This window comes from Fimbriimonas sp. LA-C6 (assembly GCF_055398105.1).
Map to the genome: position 1 here is coordinate 157,431 of NZ_AP038796.1, position 16,678 is coordinate 174,108.

General features: G+C 53.4%; 14 protein-coding genes. 4 read left to right on the forward strand and 10 right to left on the reverse strand.

Annotated features, from left to right (window positions below):
- Positions 1-2 precede the first annotated feature (2 nt).
- Positions 3-1,445, reverse strand: a complete 1,443-nt coding sequence (locus ACZ51B_RS00755; RefSeq protein WP_464295323.1) for a tetratricopeptide repeat protein — start codon at positions 1,443-1,445, stop codon at positions 3-5.
- 72 nt (positions 1,446-1,517) lie between these two features.
- A complete protein-coding gene (gene purL, locus ACZ51B_RS00760) occupies positions 1,518-3,743 on the reverse strand; it encodes a phosphoribosylformylglycinamidine synthase subunit PurL (RefSeq protein ID WP_464295324.1) in 2,226 nt (741 codons plus the stop codon).
- A gap of 55 nt (positions 3,744-3,798) precedes the next feature.
- Between purL and ACZ51B_RS00765 the strand changes: the two genes are divergently transcribed.
- Positions 3,799-4,122, forward strand: a complete 324-nt coding sequence (locus ACZ51B_RS00765) for a hypothetical protein (RefSeq protein ID WP_464295325.1) — start codon at positions 3,799-3,801, stop codon at positions 4,120-4,122.
- 307 nt (positions 4,123-4,429) lie between these two features.
- Here the strand turns inward: ACZ51B_RS00765 and ACZ51B_RS00770 are convergent, their stop codons facing one another.
- The 7 genes from ACZ51B_RS00770 to ACZ51B_RS00800 form a co-directional block, all read right to left on the reverse strand.
- The gene (locus ACZ51B_RS00770) at positions 4,430-5,521 is read right to left on the reverse strand and encodes a shikimate dehydrogenase (protein WP_464295326.1); all 1,092 of its coding nucleotides are present in this window, start codon (positions 5,519-5,521) and stop codon (positions 4,430-4,432) included.
- A 13-nt stretch (positions 5,522-5,534) separates the two neighbouring features.
- Entirely contained in the window at positions 5,535-6,479 is a 945-nt protein-coding gene (locus ACZ51B_RS00775) for a quinate 5-dehydrogenase (protein WP_464295327.1), read from the reverse strand.
- Between the two features lie 45 nt (positions 6,480-6,524).
- Positions 6,525-6,905: a RidA family protein gene (locus ACZ51B_RS00780; RefSeq protein WP_464295328.1), complete on the reverse strand. Its 381-nt coding sequence runs from the start codon at positions 6,903-6,905 to the stop codon at positions 6,525-6,527.
- A 75-nt stretch (positions 6,906-6,980) separates the two neighbouring features.
- Positions 6,981-8,357, reverse strand: a complete 1,377-nt coding sequence (locus tag ACZ51B_RS00785; RefSeq protein WP_464295329.1) for a flagellar hook protein FlgE — start codon at positions 8,355-8,357, stop codon at positions 6,981-6,983.
- 120 nt (positions 8,358-8,477) lie between these two features.
- Positions 8,478-8,849 carry a TIGR02530 family flagellar biosynthesis protein gene (locus ACZ51B_RS00790; protein WP_464295330.1) on the reverse strand — a complete coding sequence of 124 codons (372 nt, stop codon included), beginning with the start codon at positions 8,847-8,849 and terminating at the stop codon, positions 8,478-8,480.
- Positions 8,850-8,865: 16 nt separating this feature from the next.
- Entirely contained in the window at positions 8,866-9,546 is a 681-nt protein-coding gene (locus ACZ51B_RS00795) for a flagellar hook assembly protein FlgD (RefSeq protein WP_464295331.1), read from the reverse strand.
- A gap of 9 nt (positions 9,547-9,555) precedes the next feature.
- Positions 9,556-11,445 (reverse strand): flagellar hook-length control protein FliK, encoded by a 1,890-nt coding sequence (locus tag ACZ51B_RS00800; protein WP_464295332.1) that lies wholly within the window; start codon positions 11,443-11,445, stop codon positions 9,556-9,558.
- A gap of 107 nt (positions 11,446-11,552) precedes the next feature.
- Between ACZ51B_RS00800 and ACZ51B_RS00805 the strand changes: the two genes are divergently transcribed.
- Positions 11,553-12,257, forward strand: a complete 705-nt coding sequence (locus ACZ51B_RS00805; protein WP_464295333.1) for an HAD family hydrolase — start codon at positions 11,553-11,555, stop codon at positions 12,255-12,257.
- 210 nt (positions 12,258-12,467) lie between these two features.
- On the opposite strand, the gene ACZ51B_RS00810 is transcribed toward ACZ51B_RS00805, so the two are convergent.
- Positions 12,468-12,602: a hypothetical protein gene (locus ACZ51B_RS00810; RefSeq protein ID WP_464295334.1), complete on the reverse strand. Its 135-nt coding sequence runs from the start codon at positions 12,600-12,602 to the stop codon at positions 12,468-12,470.
- Between ACZ51B_RS00810 and ACZ51B_RS00815 the strand changes: the two genes are divergently transcribed.
- On the forward strand, positions 12,596-15,577 hold the full coding sequence (locus ACZ51B_RS00815) for a hypothetical protein (protein WP_464295335.1): 2,982 nt from the start codon (positions 12,596-12,598) through the stop codon (positions 15,575-15,577). The genes ACZ51B_RS00810 and ACZ51B_RS00815 overlap by 7 nt on opposite strands.
- A gap of 1 nt (position 15,578) precedes the next feature.
- Positions 15,579-16,481: a GTPase Era gene (gene era, locus ACZ51B_RS00820; RefSeq protein ID WP_464295336.1), complete on the forward strand. Its 903-nt coding sequence runs from the start codon at positions 15,579-15,581 to the stop codon at positions 16,479-16,481.
- Positions 16,482-16,678: the final 197 nt, after the last annotated feature.

Sequence of the window (16,678 nt, forward strand, 5' to 3'; positions counted from 1 at the left end):
AGCTAGCCTTCCGACTTGAGCCGTTGTAAATTTCGTTTGACATCAGGATCTGTCGGATCGATCTTTGCAGCCTTTTCCAAGATTGCGATCGCCTGCGATTTACGATTCATTCTTTCAAGCGTAATGGCTAAGTTGTTGTAAGCTGGCACATACTTCGGGTCCGAAGCAATACTGCTTCGAAATGCTGCTTCAGCTTGCGGCAATTTTGAACCCTTCAAATGGATCAATCCCAATCCGTTCAAAGCCTCAGAACTGTCCTTCTCCACCAGCAAAACCTGCCCATAGTGGTACCGGGCACCCTCAACATCGCCCTGCTCAAAAAGCGCATTCCCTAAGTCCAATCGAATCTGAACGCGCCCAGGCTCCTGCTTCAAAATATCCTTCCAAGAAGCAATCGCACGATCAAGCTCCCCAGCCTTCGCCGCTGAAGCAGCCAGGTTAATCTTCGCAGCGATAGAACTCGGATTCAACCCCGAGAGCTTGTCAAACAAAGCCATCGCATCGGAATACTGTCCGGCCTTGAACATCAGCAACCCAAGGTTGTTCAGACCATCCAAGTCGTTCGGAGAAAGCTCCAAGGTCTTCCGGTAGGCCTGCTCCGCTCCCTTGGCATCACCATTCTGAGACCGTAAAACACCCAGGTTAAACCAATAGGTAGCACTCCCAGACATACCAGACTTCGCAGCCTCATAAGCCTTCAGCGCCAGATCCTTCTTGCCCAGCTTCCCGTAAACATCCCCTAACGCAACGTTAACCGAAGCATCTGTGTTATTCGCATGCTCCAGGTACGGCAGAGCATCCTTATGCTTACGCACCCGAACCAAAGCCAGTCCCGCATTTCGGGCAAACGTTGGGTTCGTCGGACTCAAATCAGCCGCTTTCTGGAAGTTAGTGGCCGCATTGGTAAAGTCCTTACTGGACTCAAAAGCCACTCCAAGGTTGTTATAAGAAAACGCATCCGTCGGCTTCAAAGCAATCGCAGCCCGAAACTCAACAATCGCCTTAACGAAATCCTTCTTTTGGAGATAGATGTTCCCACTGTTATAGTGAGGCTCAAACATCTTCGCGTTCAGCCGCGCTACCTCTTGATACCGAACCAGCGCCTTGTCAAACTGCTTTGTCGCGTAGTAAGCGTTACCCAGGTTATTAAGGATCTCCAAGTCATTCAAACGCATCGAAGCGGCCGATTCCAACAAAGGCACAGCCTTCTCACCCTTGTCCGTCCGGAGATACAAGAACCCAAGCCAGGCCTCAATGTCGGGATTCTTGGGCGTCTTGGCGTTCATGTCCGTGAAGCGCTTAAGAGCTTCATCCATGTTCCCTTGCTTGTACACAGCCACCGCATCCGCGATCTGCTTCTGAACATCCTGCGCAAGCGAAACACTGGCAAAAGCCAGCGAAGCGACAAACAAAGCAACGGTCTTACCCGCTCGAAATCCGATCATAAATTGCCTTCCATGCCGTGACCCATTCGAGCCACGGCATTAACGTTTCAGACGCCTAACAATCGCGTCCGTTTACTTTCTGAGCATAGCCGAAGGAATAGCCCCTTCAAATGCTAGCTGCATCTCATCAAGAGACCAGCTAAGCCCACCGATTCTCAACCCTGAACCATGAACGATGGTTCCCAAAGGCCGAGCCTCCAATCGATATGTCCGTGCCAGTGCAGCAATCGCATCAGGCCGCTCGGTTCCAACAATCACAGAACCAGGGATCTCACCGAACAGGTCAGCTGCCTCGTGAGCATCCAAACCAATCTCAACTCGTCCACTGGTAACCATAGCGATCTCAGCAGCCGCAACAGCAAGGCCACCTTCGCTCAAGTCGTGAGCCGAAACCAGAATCCCAGTCGAGCAACCCTCCGAGAGGAACTCGCAAAGCCGCTTCTCACCCTCAACGCTAGGAGCCACCGGATAACCGTCCTCAATGCCGTGTACCTCTGCAAGGAACGCACTAGCACCAAGACCGTCCTGCTCCACTTCAACCTCAGGAATCGAGATCAACCACAGCGGACATCGGCTAGGAGGAGCCATCGTCAACCGGCTCTCAGCTTCATCCAAAATGCCAAGCATTCCAATCAAAGCCGTCGGAGGAACCTCACCAAGCTCGCTCTCGTTGTAGAAGCTCACATTACCGCTAACAACCGGCGTCTCCATAGTCTCCGCAGCGTCAGCAATCCCCTTCACAGCTCGGTCGAACTGCCAATACACGTGAGAATAGGTCGGATTTCCGAAGTTCAAACCGTCGGTAACAGCCTTCGGCAAAGCTCCCGTACAAGCCACATTTCGAGCCGCCTCAACCACAGCAAGCTGGCCGCCTCGATAAGGGTGCAAGAAAGTCTGTCGTGAGTTGCCATCAATGCAGAACGCCACGCCCTTCTTCGATCCGCGAGGAGCCAAAACAGCCGCATCCGCCGCACCAGGAATCACCGTTGTCTGAGTCTGCACCTGATAGTCGTACTGCTGATAAACCCATCGCTTGCTCGCGATGTTCGGCGAACCAAGCAAAGTAATCAAAGCCTTGTGCAGATCAACCTGAGGAAGCTTCTTCGGATCAAAGTGAGCCGCCTTCTTGAAGTAATCAGGCTCAACAGGTGTACCACCGTAAGTCGGACACTTGTCAGTCAACAACTTCGGATCCAGCTGGGCCTCAATCTTGCCGTGCCGAGTAACCGTCACAAGACCGTCGTCTGTCACGTAGCCCACAACCTCAGCCTTCAAGCCCCACTTGTGGAACACGTCAATCACTTCATGCTCGCGCCCCTTAGTGGCAACCGCAAGCATCCGCTCCTGACTCTCGCTCAGCATCAACTCGTAAGCCGTCATATCAGACTCGCGCATCGGCACAAGGTCCAAATCAACAGCCATACCAACGCTTCCCTTGCTGGCCATCTCAATGGTGCTACAGGTAATCCCCGCCGCGCCCATATCCTGGATACCAACAATCGCGCCAGTCTGCAAAGCCTCCAAAGTCGCCTCGATCAGCAACTTCTCAGCAAACGGGTCACCAATCTGAACGTTAGGCCGCTTGGCATCACTATCTTCACCGAGCGCATCACTCGCAAAAGTAGCACCGTGAATCCCATCCTTACCAGTAGCCGATCCAAGGTAGATCACAGGGTTCCCAGTGCCAGCCGCCGCAGCAGTCGTCACCGAGTCAAGCGGCAAAATGCCAACGCACATCGCGTTAACCAGAGGGTTGCCACTGTAACGAGGGTGAAAACCAACCTCACCACCCACAGTAGGCACACCTACGCAGTTGCCATAACCAGCAATACCAGCAACCACATGCTCGAACAAGTATTTGTTGTGTTCGACCACATCAGCGCTTTCTTGGCCTTCTTGAATAGTTCCAAACCGGAGTGAGTTCAAAGCCGCAATAGGCCGAGCACCCATCGTCAGAATGTCGCGGATAATTCCACCCACACCCGTCGCAGCGCCCTGATAGGGTTCAACCGCACTAGGGTGATTGTGAGACTCCACCTTCATGGTAACGCCAAGACCGTCTCCGATCTCGACAACACCCGCATTCTCAAAGCCGTCTCCTTCAAGAGCCTCTTTATAGCGCTTGAAATAGGCTAGGACAGGGCGACTGTACTTGTAACCACAGTGTTCGCTCCACATGACAGCGAACATTCCGAGTTCGGTATAAGTCGGTTCACGTTGGAGCAGTGAAAGGATGAGCTCATACTCGCTATGGTTGAGCCCCATAGACGTGTACACTTCAGGCGTAATGAGGGCCATCCACTTAATTATAGCCGCCGGGGTGGTGTGTATCGGCTGTTCTGGCGCACCAAGAATGCTAGGAACTTACGAAGGCCGCCGAAAAGTCGATCTAAAACCAGGTGCAGACCCAACAATTGGCTACACCCTGGGCCTAGTCAGACTTCAAGTCAAAGAAAACGGCCGAGCCACCTTCGTCAACGGTGGAATAGACAGAGAGGGTGAAATGGAATACTCCGATGGCAAAGCCATCTTCGTGACCGAAACCATCCACGGCATGCGTCTAGAAAGACAGCCCGCAGATATCCAAAAAACCGCGCGAATCCCATTCACGCCTCAGAAAGACGGAACATGGCTCTTCGATGAGGAAGTAACACTCACCAAAAAGCCAGATCTGTAATACGTCACCGAGATAACGTTAAGGAGTCTCGAGAGTCCTCTTCCAAGAGGGTGGCCGTCTTTGCCACCATTGTATAGAACCCTACGGCAACGACAGCGTAACCGAGTAGGTAGAACATAATCATCCTAGTGTTTTTGTTGGTTTAGTATTAAATGACGTTTATAGGACCATAACGAAACCTGGCAATTTTGCGGACATTGCCGCACGTTAAGACTCAACATTTCGGCCTTAACACCAGACCGTCATCCCTACAATATTCATGACGGTTCTAAACCCCACAAATACAGCAGCCTAGGCCAATTTTCTACTAAGCCGGTCGAAAATTCCGAGGCACAGTCCCAGCCACCAACCGAGCCTGCTTCGCCCGACTAATCGCCTCATCGTTAACCTCAACCTCAAAGCTGCGGAAGCTACTCAAGCTAAACCCATGCTTCACCGCCAACCCAGAGATCTGCTCCACCTGAGCCACCGAAACATCCTTCCCAAGCGTGAAGTTGTACAAAGAAGGATCGCTCTCCAAAGCCAGCATCATCGTCTCGCTCATGCAAGCATAAGCCGTCTCAGGCGGAAACCCAAAATCGATCCCAAACTTAACCTTTCCAGGCACCTTCACCACGCCGCCCTCAATCACCAAAACGTCAGGCCGCTCCTTAGAAACGCGAACACTCACATCCCGAGGCCGAGCCACATCGCAAACCACAGCACCAGGCTTCAAATGCTCCGGCTTAATCACGTCCGTATCACTAGATGTCACCGTAACAATCGCATCCGCCTCCTTCAACATATTGAAGTCAGTCGAAGCAATGCTCCCCGGTATCTCGTCAGCCACCAACTGAGTCCGCTCCAAATCGCGACCAATCAAAATCACCCGCCCAAACTCTCGCGACAAAATGTGAGCACAAGTCTTACCAATAGACCCCGTAGCACCCACCACCGCCAAAGTCGCATTCGGAATGTCAATCTCAATCTGCTGGCAAGCCCGCAAAGTCCCCTGAATCGCAGTAGCAACGGTATAACTGTTCCCCGTCGTCACCCCAATCTTGGACCGCTTGGCAATAGTAATTCCACCATCACCCACCACACTAGTAAACGCACCAAGCCCAATCAGAGAAGCCCCCTCACGCTCACCAATATTCGCGCACTCCACAATCCGGTCGTAAACAACCTCCTGCGGCACGGTCTTAATCATCTGGTTAGGAGTCAGCGGACATCCAATGAAAACCCCAGAGGTCTTAGCCCCAGTCAAAGACTCCACACCAGTGATCTCACTCACAACCATAGGGCTCTTCATCTTGCTGAAGAACTCAATCATGTTGTCAGGCAAATACTTAGCGATAGGGAACTTTCGAGCCAAATCTTTGGCGTTCAAAGGGTGAATTACAAATGCAAATCGAGTCACGTGTTTTAAATTCCTACGCGTTAGAAGAGTTGCCAATCGCGACCTGCTCCAAATCGGAAGCAAGATCAATGACGTTAGGCTGCCAACCCAGCTTAGCCAGAGTGCCCAGGTAATCCTGCTCAGTCAGCGCCTCAGGACGCTTACCAAGAAGGGCAACCACAACACCTTCCATGACGTTTGTGGCGAACGTTTCGCCGCCAATAACCGGGGTCGTCGTAATCGCCCGCCGAGCACCCGTAGTTTTCAGCCAATCAATATCAGCCTTCCGAAGCGTCTGCGTAAGGATCGTCTTCCCCGTCAAATCCTCAGGCGCATACCGCCGAATGTAGTGCCAGTCCCCACAAATAAAAGTGGCCTCAGCAAAAACCTTGGGAAACTTAGGCTGCCGCTGCTCCTGCTTCTCACCCGTCGGATAAAACCACTTAAAAGGCAGCTTAGTAATGAGAGGCAAAATGAAGTTCCCAACCGACTTCACTTGGCTGTACTTGGTCAACTTAATATCCAGTCCAAGGCCAAACAAAATGTCCCCAAAAACCACAGAAGCCCCAGACTCAATCAAAGCCTGAGCCATCCCAAACCGATCCACAGCCGAAACCAACAAGACCTTCTCTTGCTTGAAATCAACCACACCCTCTCGCTGAAGGTGACGAATGGCTTCCCTCTCCAGCGTGTGCTTCAACCCACTCCCATCAACAACAGGAGTCTGAGTCGCACCCGAGGCCAGCTTCTGGATCTGAGCAAAAGCGTAACGCTTGTCCTCAATCACCACATAGATGTCAGCACCGCCAACACCAATCGCATCAACCTTCCCATCAAGATCCTTGAACATCTGACCAAACTTAGCCAAATCCCCATTCGTCCCAATGCGCTCCAGAGTGAAGCTCTCACCTAAGATTTCGACTTCGTCGCGCTTATCACGCTTGTCGGTCCCAAGGCTAATCGATACAACTCGTTTCATGGTTGGGTTCCTAAGAATAGCAAACCCAACCCCTCAACTTGCTGATTAATAAACGACAATCGCTTCAATCTCAACATCGACGGCCTTCGGAAGACCCGCCACAGCAACAGTCGAACGAGCAGGAGGATCAGACTCAAAGTAAGAGCCATAAACCTCATTCACAGCAGGAAAATAGTCCATCGAGCTCAAAAAGATCGTCGTCTTAACCACATTGGACAAAGCCAATCCCTGCGATTCCAAAACAGCCTTCATGTTCTCCATGCACTGCTTGGTCTGAATCTTAATGTCCCCCGTAACCAGCTCGCCCGAAGGAGTCAGCGGAATATGACCGCTCATAAACATGAAATTGCCGCTGGCCTTCACAGCCTGAGAATAAGGACCGATTGCACCTGGTGCAGATGTCGTAGAGACAATCTCGCGTGTCATACCAGGATGATACTTGGAAACGAACATGCCCGTTGCAACTCTGCAACGGGCACATAAGGAGACTAGAAAGGAAAATTATCGCTTCATGTTAATGAGGTCTTGCAACATCTCATCAACCGTCGTGACAACCTTAGTGTTCGCCTGGAAGCCACGCTGAGTGACAATCAGGTCCGTAAACTCACTACCAATATCAACGTTCGACTGCTCCAAGAACCCAGAGCTAACCTGACCACGACCACCCGTAGCAGGAGTTCCAACAACAGCCACACCGCTGTTATCCGTAGCACGCCACAAGTTGCTACCAATGCGCTCCATACCGTTCGGGTTCGGGAAGATTCCCGTCGCCAACTGACCAATAGGCCGCGTAAGACCGTTGGTAAACAAGCCAGTGATGATCCCGTCAGTACCAATCGAATAACCCTGAAGCGATCCGGGTGGGAAGCCATCCTGGTCCTTCGCCGCAATCTGAGTAGTCGTCTTAAGTTGACCAACCTGAGACATAACCAAGTTAATTCCCAAAGCAACCGTTCCCGTGGTCAAGTTCGCAGGAATAATTACCTGGTTCGTAACCGTCGAACCCGCTGCAATGGTCTGCCCAAGAGAGTTTGTATAGCCCGTACTAACTGTCGAAGGTAAATAAACACCGTTCTGGTCGAAGTACAACGGAGCACCACCAGCCATCGAGCTGGAGCCCAGAACCGCAGGCGGAACATTGGTATCAGCACTATCAACAGCACTCCAGTCCCAAGAAGAGCTCGCTCCAGCAGGCTGAGCAGCATTGGTTGCAGCCGCTGGTGCCGCCGCAGGCGCCTGGTGATTCGTAAATGTCATCGTCAAGTCGTGAGGGCCACCCAAAGTGTCATAAACTCGAACCTGAGTCGTCCACTTCGCACTCGACGCTGCCGTACCGTCCAAGTTCCCAACCATCGTCACCTGAGTAGTCTTCTGAACCGCATTCAGTCGACCGATGGGGATGTTCAAAGTGGTGTGAGTGTCAATCGGAATACTCGTATTGATCTGTCCCAGCGAGTTAGCAGTCCAACCCAATACACGCTGTCCCGTCGAGTTCTGAACCAGGTTGCCGCTTGCATCAATGTCAAACGCTCCATCCCGAGTAAACGACACCGTCTGGCCATTGCTCACCATAAAGTAGCCGTTACCCTGAATTGCAATGTCAGAAGGGCGGTTCGTAGCGCTGAGAGAACCCTGTTGGTTGTTGGTGTCAGTAGCTCCTACCAACACACCCAAACCAAACTGAACTGGGTTCGTACCACCCAATGCACTGGAAGGTGCGCTTGCACCAGTAAGAGTCTGGGCAATCATGTCCTGGAACGTAACACGAGAGCCCTTATAGGCGGTCGTATTAACGTTAGCCAAGTTGTTACCGATAACGTTCATGCGCGTTTGCTGCGCTTTGATGCTGGCAACGCCAGCAAGTAGTGCCTGTAGCATTCCTAAACTAGTCTCCTTAGATTAGGCAGCAAGAGCCCCTTCACTTCTGGAAGAGGCGACACATCCCAGAGTGACTCTGGGGCCTGCGCTTGGTTTGCTGCTAGATGACGATTTTCTGTTTTAAACGAAGATTGCGCTGTCTATATTGGTAAACACGTTGTCTTTGAGGTTGTTCTTGTCAACGGCTGTAATAACTGTTCGGTTCTTTACACTCACAACAAGAGCCACATCGTCAACCATTACCAGACTTTCTTTTGCTCCTTTCTGGGCCGCCTTGTCGACCCCTCCCATCACACGATCCCACTCCGCCTGACCCAGCTGAATGTTCCGGCTTTCAAGTCGAGTCTTTGCGTGACCACTCACCTTCAGCTTGTCTTGTAAGAGAGATTCAAACGTCGCACCAACCGCCGTCTTCCCTGGCTGTACCGGGGTAGGCGTAGTCGCCCCTCCCTGAACCAAGTCGGCTATACGGTTGTTCTGAATCGGGTTCATACAAACACTTTAGCTGCTATCCCGCAATATTTGTCACGTCAGAAAGAACAACAGGCACAACATAAGGAATGGTCTTTCCATTGCTGTCCGTCGTCGTCTTCCCAACACCATTCGCGTCATTCACGTTCACCTGAACAGTGACCTGACCATTGCTGTCCACACTCGCACCAAGAACCTTACCAACAACCTCAGTCGGGGTCGTCTTCCCGTTCGCAGTGATCTGAGCGATACCAGAAATCGTCTTACCAACAAGCGGCAGCGCAGCACTTACGTTCTGCGTCGGCTGAACACTCTGAAGTGCAGACATCTGAACTTCAACCAATCCACCGTTCGCTTCCTGAATATTGATGTAGTACTGACCCTGCTTAATCGACAGTTTCGTAACCACACCCGTCACAATCGGATTCGTACCCGCCGCCTGATCACTCAGGGAACGAGTAGCAGTAACCGTCTTGCCCATCAAAGACTGAGCCTGCTGAACCAACGATTGGTTGTTCAACTGCTCCATACCCTGAACCTGACCCAACTGGGCAATCTGGGCAAAGAAGTCCGTGTCACTCATCGGCTTGGTCGGATCCTGGTTCTGCAACTGAACAGTCAGCAGATGCAAGAACGTCTGCATGTTCAAAGCCGATTTCGGGGTGGCCGCCTTCAAGCCGTAATATTGCGCTCCATCTACTGGGACGACACTACTCATACTTACTCCTTAGATCCACACATCCACGCCGCCAGATAAGCTTCTCCGAAGCTGACTGCCATCGTTGAGTGAGTCACCTTTCACATGCCCGCCCGGAAACTTGTTTCCAGATTGACCCTGTGATTGTTGCTGGGAAGGCTGCTGGTGTTTTTGCTGCGTTTCCCCATGATTAGATAGTTGGGTGCTTGTCTGAGAACTGGAGATCGAAACGTTGTTAAGATTGAATCCTCTCTGCTGCAATGCCGCTCCCAACTCGGGCCGACTCTGCTGAAGAGCGTCTCGAACGCGGTTATCACTAGCCGTGACCTGCGCGTCCACATTAGAAGCCACGTTCTTCACCACAAGAGTGATCGTGCCGAGGTTCTTCGGCTCAAGATGAACAACCACGCCGTCCGTAGACTTAGAAGCCGCAAGCATCTCAATCCGATCAGCAACCTGTCGAACAACCTGGTATCGATCAACCGCTCCCGTATCCGCAGTCTGAACAGCCTTCGACTGCTCAATCTGCTTAGCCCGGGGCTCAGTAGACACGGCAGACCCAGAATCACCGGACAAAGGAACCGAGTTGGGAGTGTCACCCGCCGAGCTCGCTACAGGAACGTCAACTTTCGCTTCCGCCTGTGTCGAACTCTTCCGCGAAGAGTCCTTAGCCTCCCCACCAAACCCACTACTTCCCTCTTTCAATGCCCCCTTCGCCGGAGACTGATCAGTCACAACACCCTGAGGAGCATCCTTCGATGAACTTACAGTCGTGCTCTTCTGATCTACATTCAGAGTCGTAGGCTTGGACTCACTCACACTCGGAGTCTCAACCTTAGCTTCGCCACTCGCTTTTGAAACAACCACAGGCGTAGTGACCTGAGGCTGACTCGCCTGCGCTGCGGCCACAGCAGCCGCATTCGCCATCGGTTGCTTACTCTCAGCTGCCATCACCTGATGCTGCGGAGCAGGCTCAGCCGAAACAACGACTGTCGTAGGCTCAGCCTTCGGACTCTCCGGCGCAGCCGCCGGAGCAGCAGTCGGTGCCGGATCCGGCGCCGCACTGACAGCCATCGGACCAACGTCAACCTTCTTGGCTTCAACAATCGGCGCCGTAGCGTCCTTCGGAAGTTCCGACAAGCTCACCATCTTCGGCTTATCAGCAATAGGTGTCGAAGACTGACCTGTGACCGCTTCCGAACCAGGTACCGCCTGCTTAGCATCAGCCCCTGAAAGTAAGGCAGCAAAAGATGCTTCGCCCGGTCGCGCCGCGCTCGGATCAACCGGGTCTTTCGGTGAAGATGGATCCACAGTCGGCAAACTCACGGCAGCCAACGGCGTGTCACCCACGATAGCCTTCGCATCCAAAGGAGTCGCTGTACTCGCTGCTGCCGGAATGGCCCCTGGAGCCGCTGGAGTCGGAGTCGGAGTCGAAGACTGGGCGTTCGGGTCGACCGACGCAAACTGAACAGGCATCATCACGGGAATTCCCAGCGATGCCGCCATCTTCTCTAACTCCTCCGCAGTCGGCACAGTGCCAGTGGCATCAGTCTTGGTGTCCGATGCCTTATCCGCGTTCTTTCCCCAAAATGGATTCGGTAACTCAATCTGAAGCTGAGGTGATTGCAGGAAGTCCAGCAAGTTTGGTTGGGCATTCGGCCCTTTTCCATTCGCTTCTCCAGCAATCTTTGTCAGATCGATTGTTCCATTAGATCCAGATGTTCCTGGAGTTTCCTTTGTTCCAGGTGGTCCAGATGCTCCGGGTGGTCCGCTCGTAGGCGCTTGCGTATCCTTAGACATTTGATGACCCAACGCAGAAGCAAAGCCCGAACCGTGGTCCGTCGTCGGCGCTGCATGTGAGTCGGTAGCTGTTGTCGTTGGATCCGGCGCCTTGGTCGCAAAAACCTGCGCTATTTCCATAATCGTTTTCCCTCGGGGTATGCCCCTTAACATCTTCGGCACTTTCAACTCGCATATTTAGCGGGTATTCAACAAGAAGCGGCTCCGTTCTGCCATACTTAAGGGTAATGCCGCTCCGGCCTTCCCTGTCTGACTATCGTGCTGTGCTGTTTGACGTAGATGGCACCCTAGTTGACAGCCTCGAAATGATCGTTATTGGCTTAGGTGACACTATCGAAAAGTTTCTGGGACATCGACCGTCGGATGCCGACATTCGAAGTTTGATCGGCGTTCCGTTAGGCGAACAGATGCGCGGATATGCCGGTCCAGAAGCCACGCAAGAAGAAGTCGACGAAATGTCTAGATTTGCGATGAGCCGATTTGACGCTCTAGAAGATCGAGAAGCCTTATTCGAAGACGCCATAGAAGTTTTAAAGATTTGTTACGACAACGGTCTAAAGACGGCGCTTGTGACAAGCAAGAGCAAGCCAGAAATAGAACCGTTCTTAGAAAGATTTATAGCGACGTCGTACGTCCACACGGCGGTTAGCTCCTCAGATGTTCGAGCTCCAAAACCTAGTCCAGATAGCGCTCTTTTAGCCTGCGAAAGACTAGAGGTGGAGCCAAATAGTGCGATCTTTATCGGAGATTCGATTTACGATATTCGGTGCGCAAAAAGCGCAGGCATGGCATCAGTAGCCGTAGCCTATGGCGCAGCACCGGCCGAAGTACTCGAAGCCGAGTCACCCGATCTCTTGATCCACACTCCCCAGGAGCTTTTCGCGTGGGCAACATCCGCCTTTTTCCAAAAAACATGCCGCGAAAAAAGTTAGCACCCGCAGATACCGTTGAGGCAACTCCGGTAGCCGTAGAAACCCCGGCCAGATTGCGCAAACCAAGAGCCAAAAAAGAAGCTGTCTCAAAAGAAGCAGTTCCAACGCAAACAATTGCACCGGAACCAGTCGAAGCGCTCGAAGTAACGTTCCGCGCGAAGACGACCGCATCTCGAACACAATCCAAACCTGCAACAGGTCGGACACAGTCTAAAGGACGTGGCTCAAGAACGTCTCAACCAGCAGTCGAACCAGCAGCTCAAACTCCTGCAAAGCCTGCCCAAGAGCAACCAAAACAGTCCAATCGAAGACGACCAGCAAAGACAACTTCAACCGAGTTGCCAATCGCGGTCGTAAACGTAGAAGAAACCACTCTACTGTTCGATGACGCAGGCGACCAGTTGCCGGTGGTATTCCGAACCCGGCAAGTAGCCAGCAAAACCCCAGCTGCCAAGCCTTCCGCAGTTGCTTCAGCGCCAGCCGTAACCACTGAGCAAACAGCCAACTACGAGCCAGTGGACCTGGACGGCGAAGAGCTACCCGTCCTGGAGTGGAGATCCAAACCTTCCGACGCTCCAAAACAAAGGCAAAGCGCAAAGCAAGTTGAAGCTGTTGCCGAATCAACCGACTCAACCAGCGATACCAGACGATCCAAGAATCGCCGACGCAAGGGTCTTCGCGAAAAAGACATCACAGCAGCCGGTATCTCAGATCACACCGAAGACGAGGATTCAACTCCAGCAGCGGAAACCGCTCATAAGCAACCAGAACCGGTCAAGTACGAGCGACCAGCGCCAGAACCACCCAAGGTCAAGCCGCTCATTCCGACGCCCGAAACAGCACCTCAAATCGTGTTGCGAAACGGTGTCCCCACCATCGTGCGAAACCACGTGGTGTACCCACCCGTGTTCTACTTCGGTAGCCCATCAGATGAGAAACGCTCCCAAACCGTGCTTGAGCAACTGTCAATGGCCGCCGAGTCAGGAATTCACCTCCACTCGTTCCTGGTAGACCTCGAAGTCGATCTCGCACAAGTAGATGCCAGCGCCAGCTTCGCAGGCTACATGCTTCGCCAAGCCGTCGCCCGCGACCCAGAAGCGCAAATCGTCTTCCGACTCGCATTCCAGGCTCCAAGAGACTGGGAGATGCGCTACCCCAAGGCCCGCTACCGCCACGCCTCCGGTGAAGTCGCAGAGCCAAGCGCCTGCGATGACGAATTCTGGAGCGTCGCCGAGCAATGCCTAGAGCTGTTCATCCGCAAACTCCGCCTACTCGAACAGAAAGATCACATCCTCGGTGTTCACCTTGAGCGCGGCGAGTGGTTCTTCTCCGAAGGCAGCGGATACGACACTTCCCCCGCCGCAACCACCAAGTTCCGACAATGGGCCAAGCAGCGCTACCTCAACGACGTGGTCACCCTTCGAGCCTCATGGTTCGATGGCAGCATCAGCTTCGATAACATTCAGGTCCCCGAGTATCAGCCCGAAGGCGGAGATGGAGAGCGATTCATCCGCTCCTCACGTCGCCAACGCAAGTATGTCGACTACCACTTGTTCCTCAGCGACTCAACAGTCCAGCGAATCAGTGAACTCGCCTACGCAGCCAAGGCAGCCAGTGAAGGCAACTTCCTCGTCGGCGTCAGCTACGGATACACGTTCGAGTGGTCCCACCCGGCCAGCGGACACCTGGCCCTAGGAAAGCTGCTCCGCGCACCAGAAGTCGACTTCATCGCAGGTCCTCCCAGCTACCGAACCCGCGAGCCAGGTGGAACTGCAGCCTTCCCTTGCCCAGTCGATTCCTTCGCACTCAACGGCAAGCTGTACATCAGCGAAGAAGACTTCAAGACTTCCCTCAGCATGGGCCATGAGCCAGATGACTTTAACCCAGTCATCAAGACTCCACAGGCACTTGAGAATGTCCACTGGCGCGGCGCGGGCGTGGCCCTCACTCACGGCAGCGGTGTCCAATGGATGGACCTCTGGGGTAACGGCTGGCTGAAAACCCATAGCGTATGGGAGCGCGCGAACCAGGTTCGCTCCGCCCTCATCAAGCGCATGGAAGTGCCGCTGAACGATCCCGAAGTAGCCATCTTCATCGATGAACGAGCACTTGCCTACCTAGTCGACTCCAACGCCTTTGCCCTCTTGGTGCAAAACGTTCGTGAGTCCGTGCTTCGAGCCGGTGTCAGTGCCGCCTTCTATCTCTTGAGCGACCTCGCCCACCGAGAGAAGTTCCCAGAGAGCAAGCTTTACATCTTCCTCAACGCATGGGATGTCCGCCCAGATCTCCGCGCAGCAATCAAGTCGAGACTTCAGAAGGATAACAAGGTCCTCGTCTGGCTCTACTCCGCAGGTCTCTTCGACGCAGGCCGCGACTCCTTGGAGCGCGCAAGAGAAGTAACCGGCATCGCCCTGAAGCCTCAGCCGTTCTACAGCAAGGCAGGCACCACCATCCTGAACCGACGACACCCGCTTTCTGAGGCATTCCCAGATCGTAGCGTGATCGGCGGCACCAAGTTGGAACCCAGCTACTTCGCAATCCCAGAAGACGCGACAGTGCTTGGCGAGTACACCCAAACAGGCCTCCCCAGCTTCGTAGTCAAGGAATTCAAGGACGACCCAGCAGCCCAGTGGACCAGCGTGTTCCTAGGCGAGCCACTCGTCAGCCCAGCCCTCATCCGAGCCTTGGCCCAGATGGCAGGCGCGCACGTCTGGAATTTCCACGACGACGTCGTACACGTCAGAGCTCCGTTCTGCACCGTCCACTGCTCGGGTACCGGTCCTCGAACCATCACCCTTCCAGACAAGTGCAGCGCCTACAACCTCCTCACTCAAGAGTGGGTGGCCTTCGATACCACCAACTTGCGGTTCAACGCGATTGACGGATCGACCCACGTGTTCCTGGTCGGACCCAAGGTCGAGATCGAGCACCTGCTCAACGTCAACCCCGCCGACATCCTGAGAATGGAAGTCCTGCCAGAACGCGAACAGAACGTCCGCCACGACAGCTCCAACTTCGATGTGCCCATCATGCGGCTCGACGAGTGGATGGAAGGCAGCGATCAAGACGAAGTGGCCGACGAGTGGTTCCTCCGAACACCGAAGCTTGAAGAAGAAAGCGAACTCCCAGCCGGTCAGGCCGAAGAGAGCCCAGAGCAAGTGGGACGACGAAGAAGAAGACGCAAGAAGGGACGTCCAAACGGTGGAAATAGCGAGAGATACGGCAGCGAAGAAGTGGTAACCGCACGCGCCGAACCAAGCGGATCGCCAATCGAAGTCGCAGAATTGTCTATGAACGTTCTGTTTAGGAAGAGGGATTAATATGAGCTACCGAGCCGGATATGTAGCCCTCATCGGGAAACCGAACGTTGGCAAAAGCACACTTCTAAACCGCATCGTCGGTCAGAAGGTCTCCATTGTAAGCAACAAACCCCAAACAACGCGCAAGCGTGTCATGGGCATTGCCACGACTGACGAATACCAGATCGCATTCATCGATACCCCTGGTATTCACGACGCCCATACGCGCCTCGGTAAGACCATGGTCGACCAGGCCCGTGGAGCCTTGGACAGCATCGCAATGGCCATCTATGTAGCAGACGGCGCACACCACCCAGGCGAAATGGACCGCCAAATCGCATCGATGCTCAAAAGCGTCCGAGCCGACAGCCCCTTCCCTCTCATGCTCTGCATGAACAAGATGGACCTGCTAAAAGCCGAAGACGTCCAACGCAACGTCGATGCGTACGTGTCCATGCTAGGAATTGGCGACGACGACTACATGATGACCACCGCAACCACCGGAACAAACGTGGACCTGCTGGTCAGCAAGATCGTCGAAGCACTCCCAGAACGATCACCTCTATACGATGAGGACGAGTACACCGACCAGTCCAGCCGCTTCATGGCCGCTGAGTTCGTCCGGGAAAAGATCCTAAAAGCCACCCGCCAAGAGATCCCCCACTCAACCGCCGTCATTGTAGAAGACTGGGACGAGAGCGACAAACTGGTCACCATCTCCGCCACCATCTACGTAGAGAAATCCAGCCAACGAGGAATCATCATCGGCAAACAAGGCCAGTTCCTCAAACAGATCGGTATCGATGCCAGAGCAGACATCGAAGAACTGCTCGGCAAGAAAGTCTTCCTAGAACTCCACGTAAAGGTAAGCGAAGACTGGAGAATGAACCCCCGCATCCTCCAAGAACTAGACCTCAACGAGTAGTCTCCACCTCACAAATCAAGACCAGCCAAACAGCCCTACACCTTTGGCTGGTCATCCAAAACCAACTCGCAAAAGACGAGTCAAATCCCAGGAAAAACGCAAAAAAACGCCCCTTTTTTGCCCAAAAACAACCAAATTTTAGTACTATTTTTGCCATCCAATAAGGGCTTCTAACCACTCAAAGCAAACACAAAACC

What these genes read in the sequence shown, in the direction of transcription:
- ACZ51B_RS00755 (WP_464295323.1), bottom strand. Translation starts at nt 1,445, where the DNA reads ATGATCGGATTTCGAGCGGGTAAGACCGTTGCTTTGTTTGTCGCTTCG.
- ACZ51B_RS00785 (WP_464295329.1), bottom strand. Translation starts at nt 8,357, where the DNA reads ATGCTACAGGCACTACTTGCTGGCGTTGCCAGCATCAAAGCGCAGCAA.
- ACZ51B_RS00790 (WP_464295330.1), bottom strand. Translation starts at nt 8,849, where the DNA reads ATGAACCCGATTCAGAACAACCGTATAGCCGACTTGGTTCAGGGAGGG.
- ACZ51B_RS00800 (WP_464295332.1), bottom strand. Translation starts at nt 11,445, where the DNA reads ATGGAAATAGCGCAGGTTTTTGCGACCAAGGCGCCGGATCCAACGACA.
- ACZ51B_RS00795 (WP_464295331.1), bottom strand. Translation starts at nt 9,546, where the DNA reads ATGAGTAGTGTCGTCCCAGTAGATGGAGCGCAATATTACGGCTTGAAG.
- purL (WP_464295324.1), bottom strand. Translation starts at nt 3,743, where the DNA reads ATGGCCCTCATTACGCCTGAAGTGTACACGTCTATGGGGCTCAACCAT.
- era (WP_464295336.1), top strand. Translation starts at nt 15,579, where the DNA reads ATGAGCTACCGAGCCGGATATGTAGCCCTCATCGGGAAACCGAACGTT.
- ACZ51B_RS00775 (WP_464295327.1), bottom strand. Translation starts at nt 6,479, where the DNA reads ATGAAACGAGTTGTATCGATTAGCCTTGGGACCGACAAGCGTGATAAG.
- ACZ51B_RS00765 (WP_464295325.1), top strand. Translation starts at nt 3,799, where the DNA reads ATGCTAGGAACTTACGAAGGCCGCCGAAAAGTCGATCTAAAACCAGGT.
- ACZ51B_RS00805 (WP_464295333.1), top strand. Translation starts at nt 11,553, where the DNA reads ATGCCGCTCCGGCCTTCCCTGTCTGACTATCGTGCTGTGCTGTTTGAC.
- ACZ51B_RS00780 (WP_464295328.1), bottom strand. Translation starts at nt 6,905, where the DNA reads ATGACACGCGAGATTGTCTCTACGACATCTGCACCAGGTGCAATCGGT.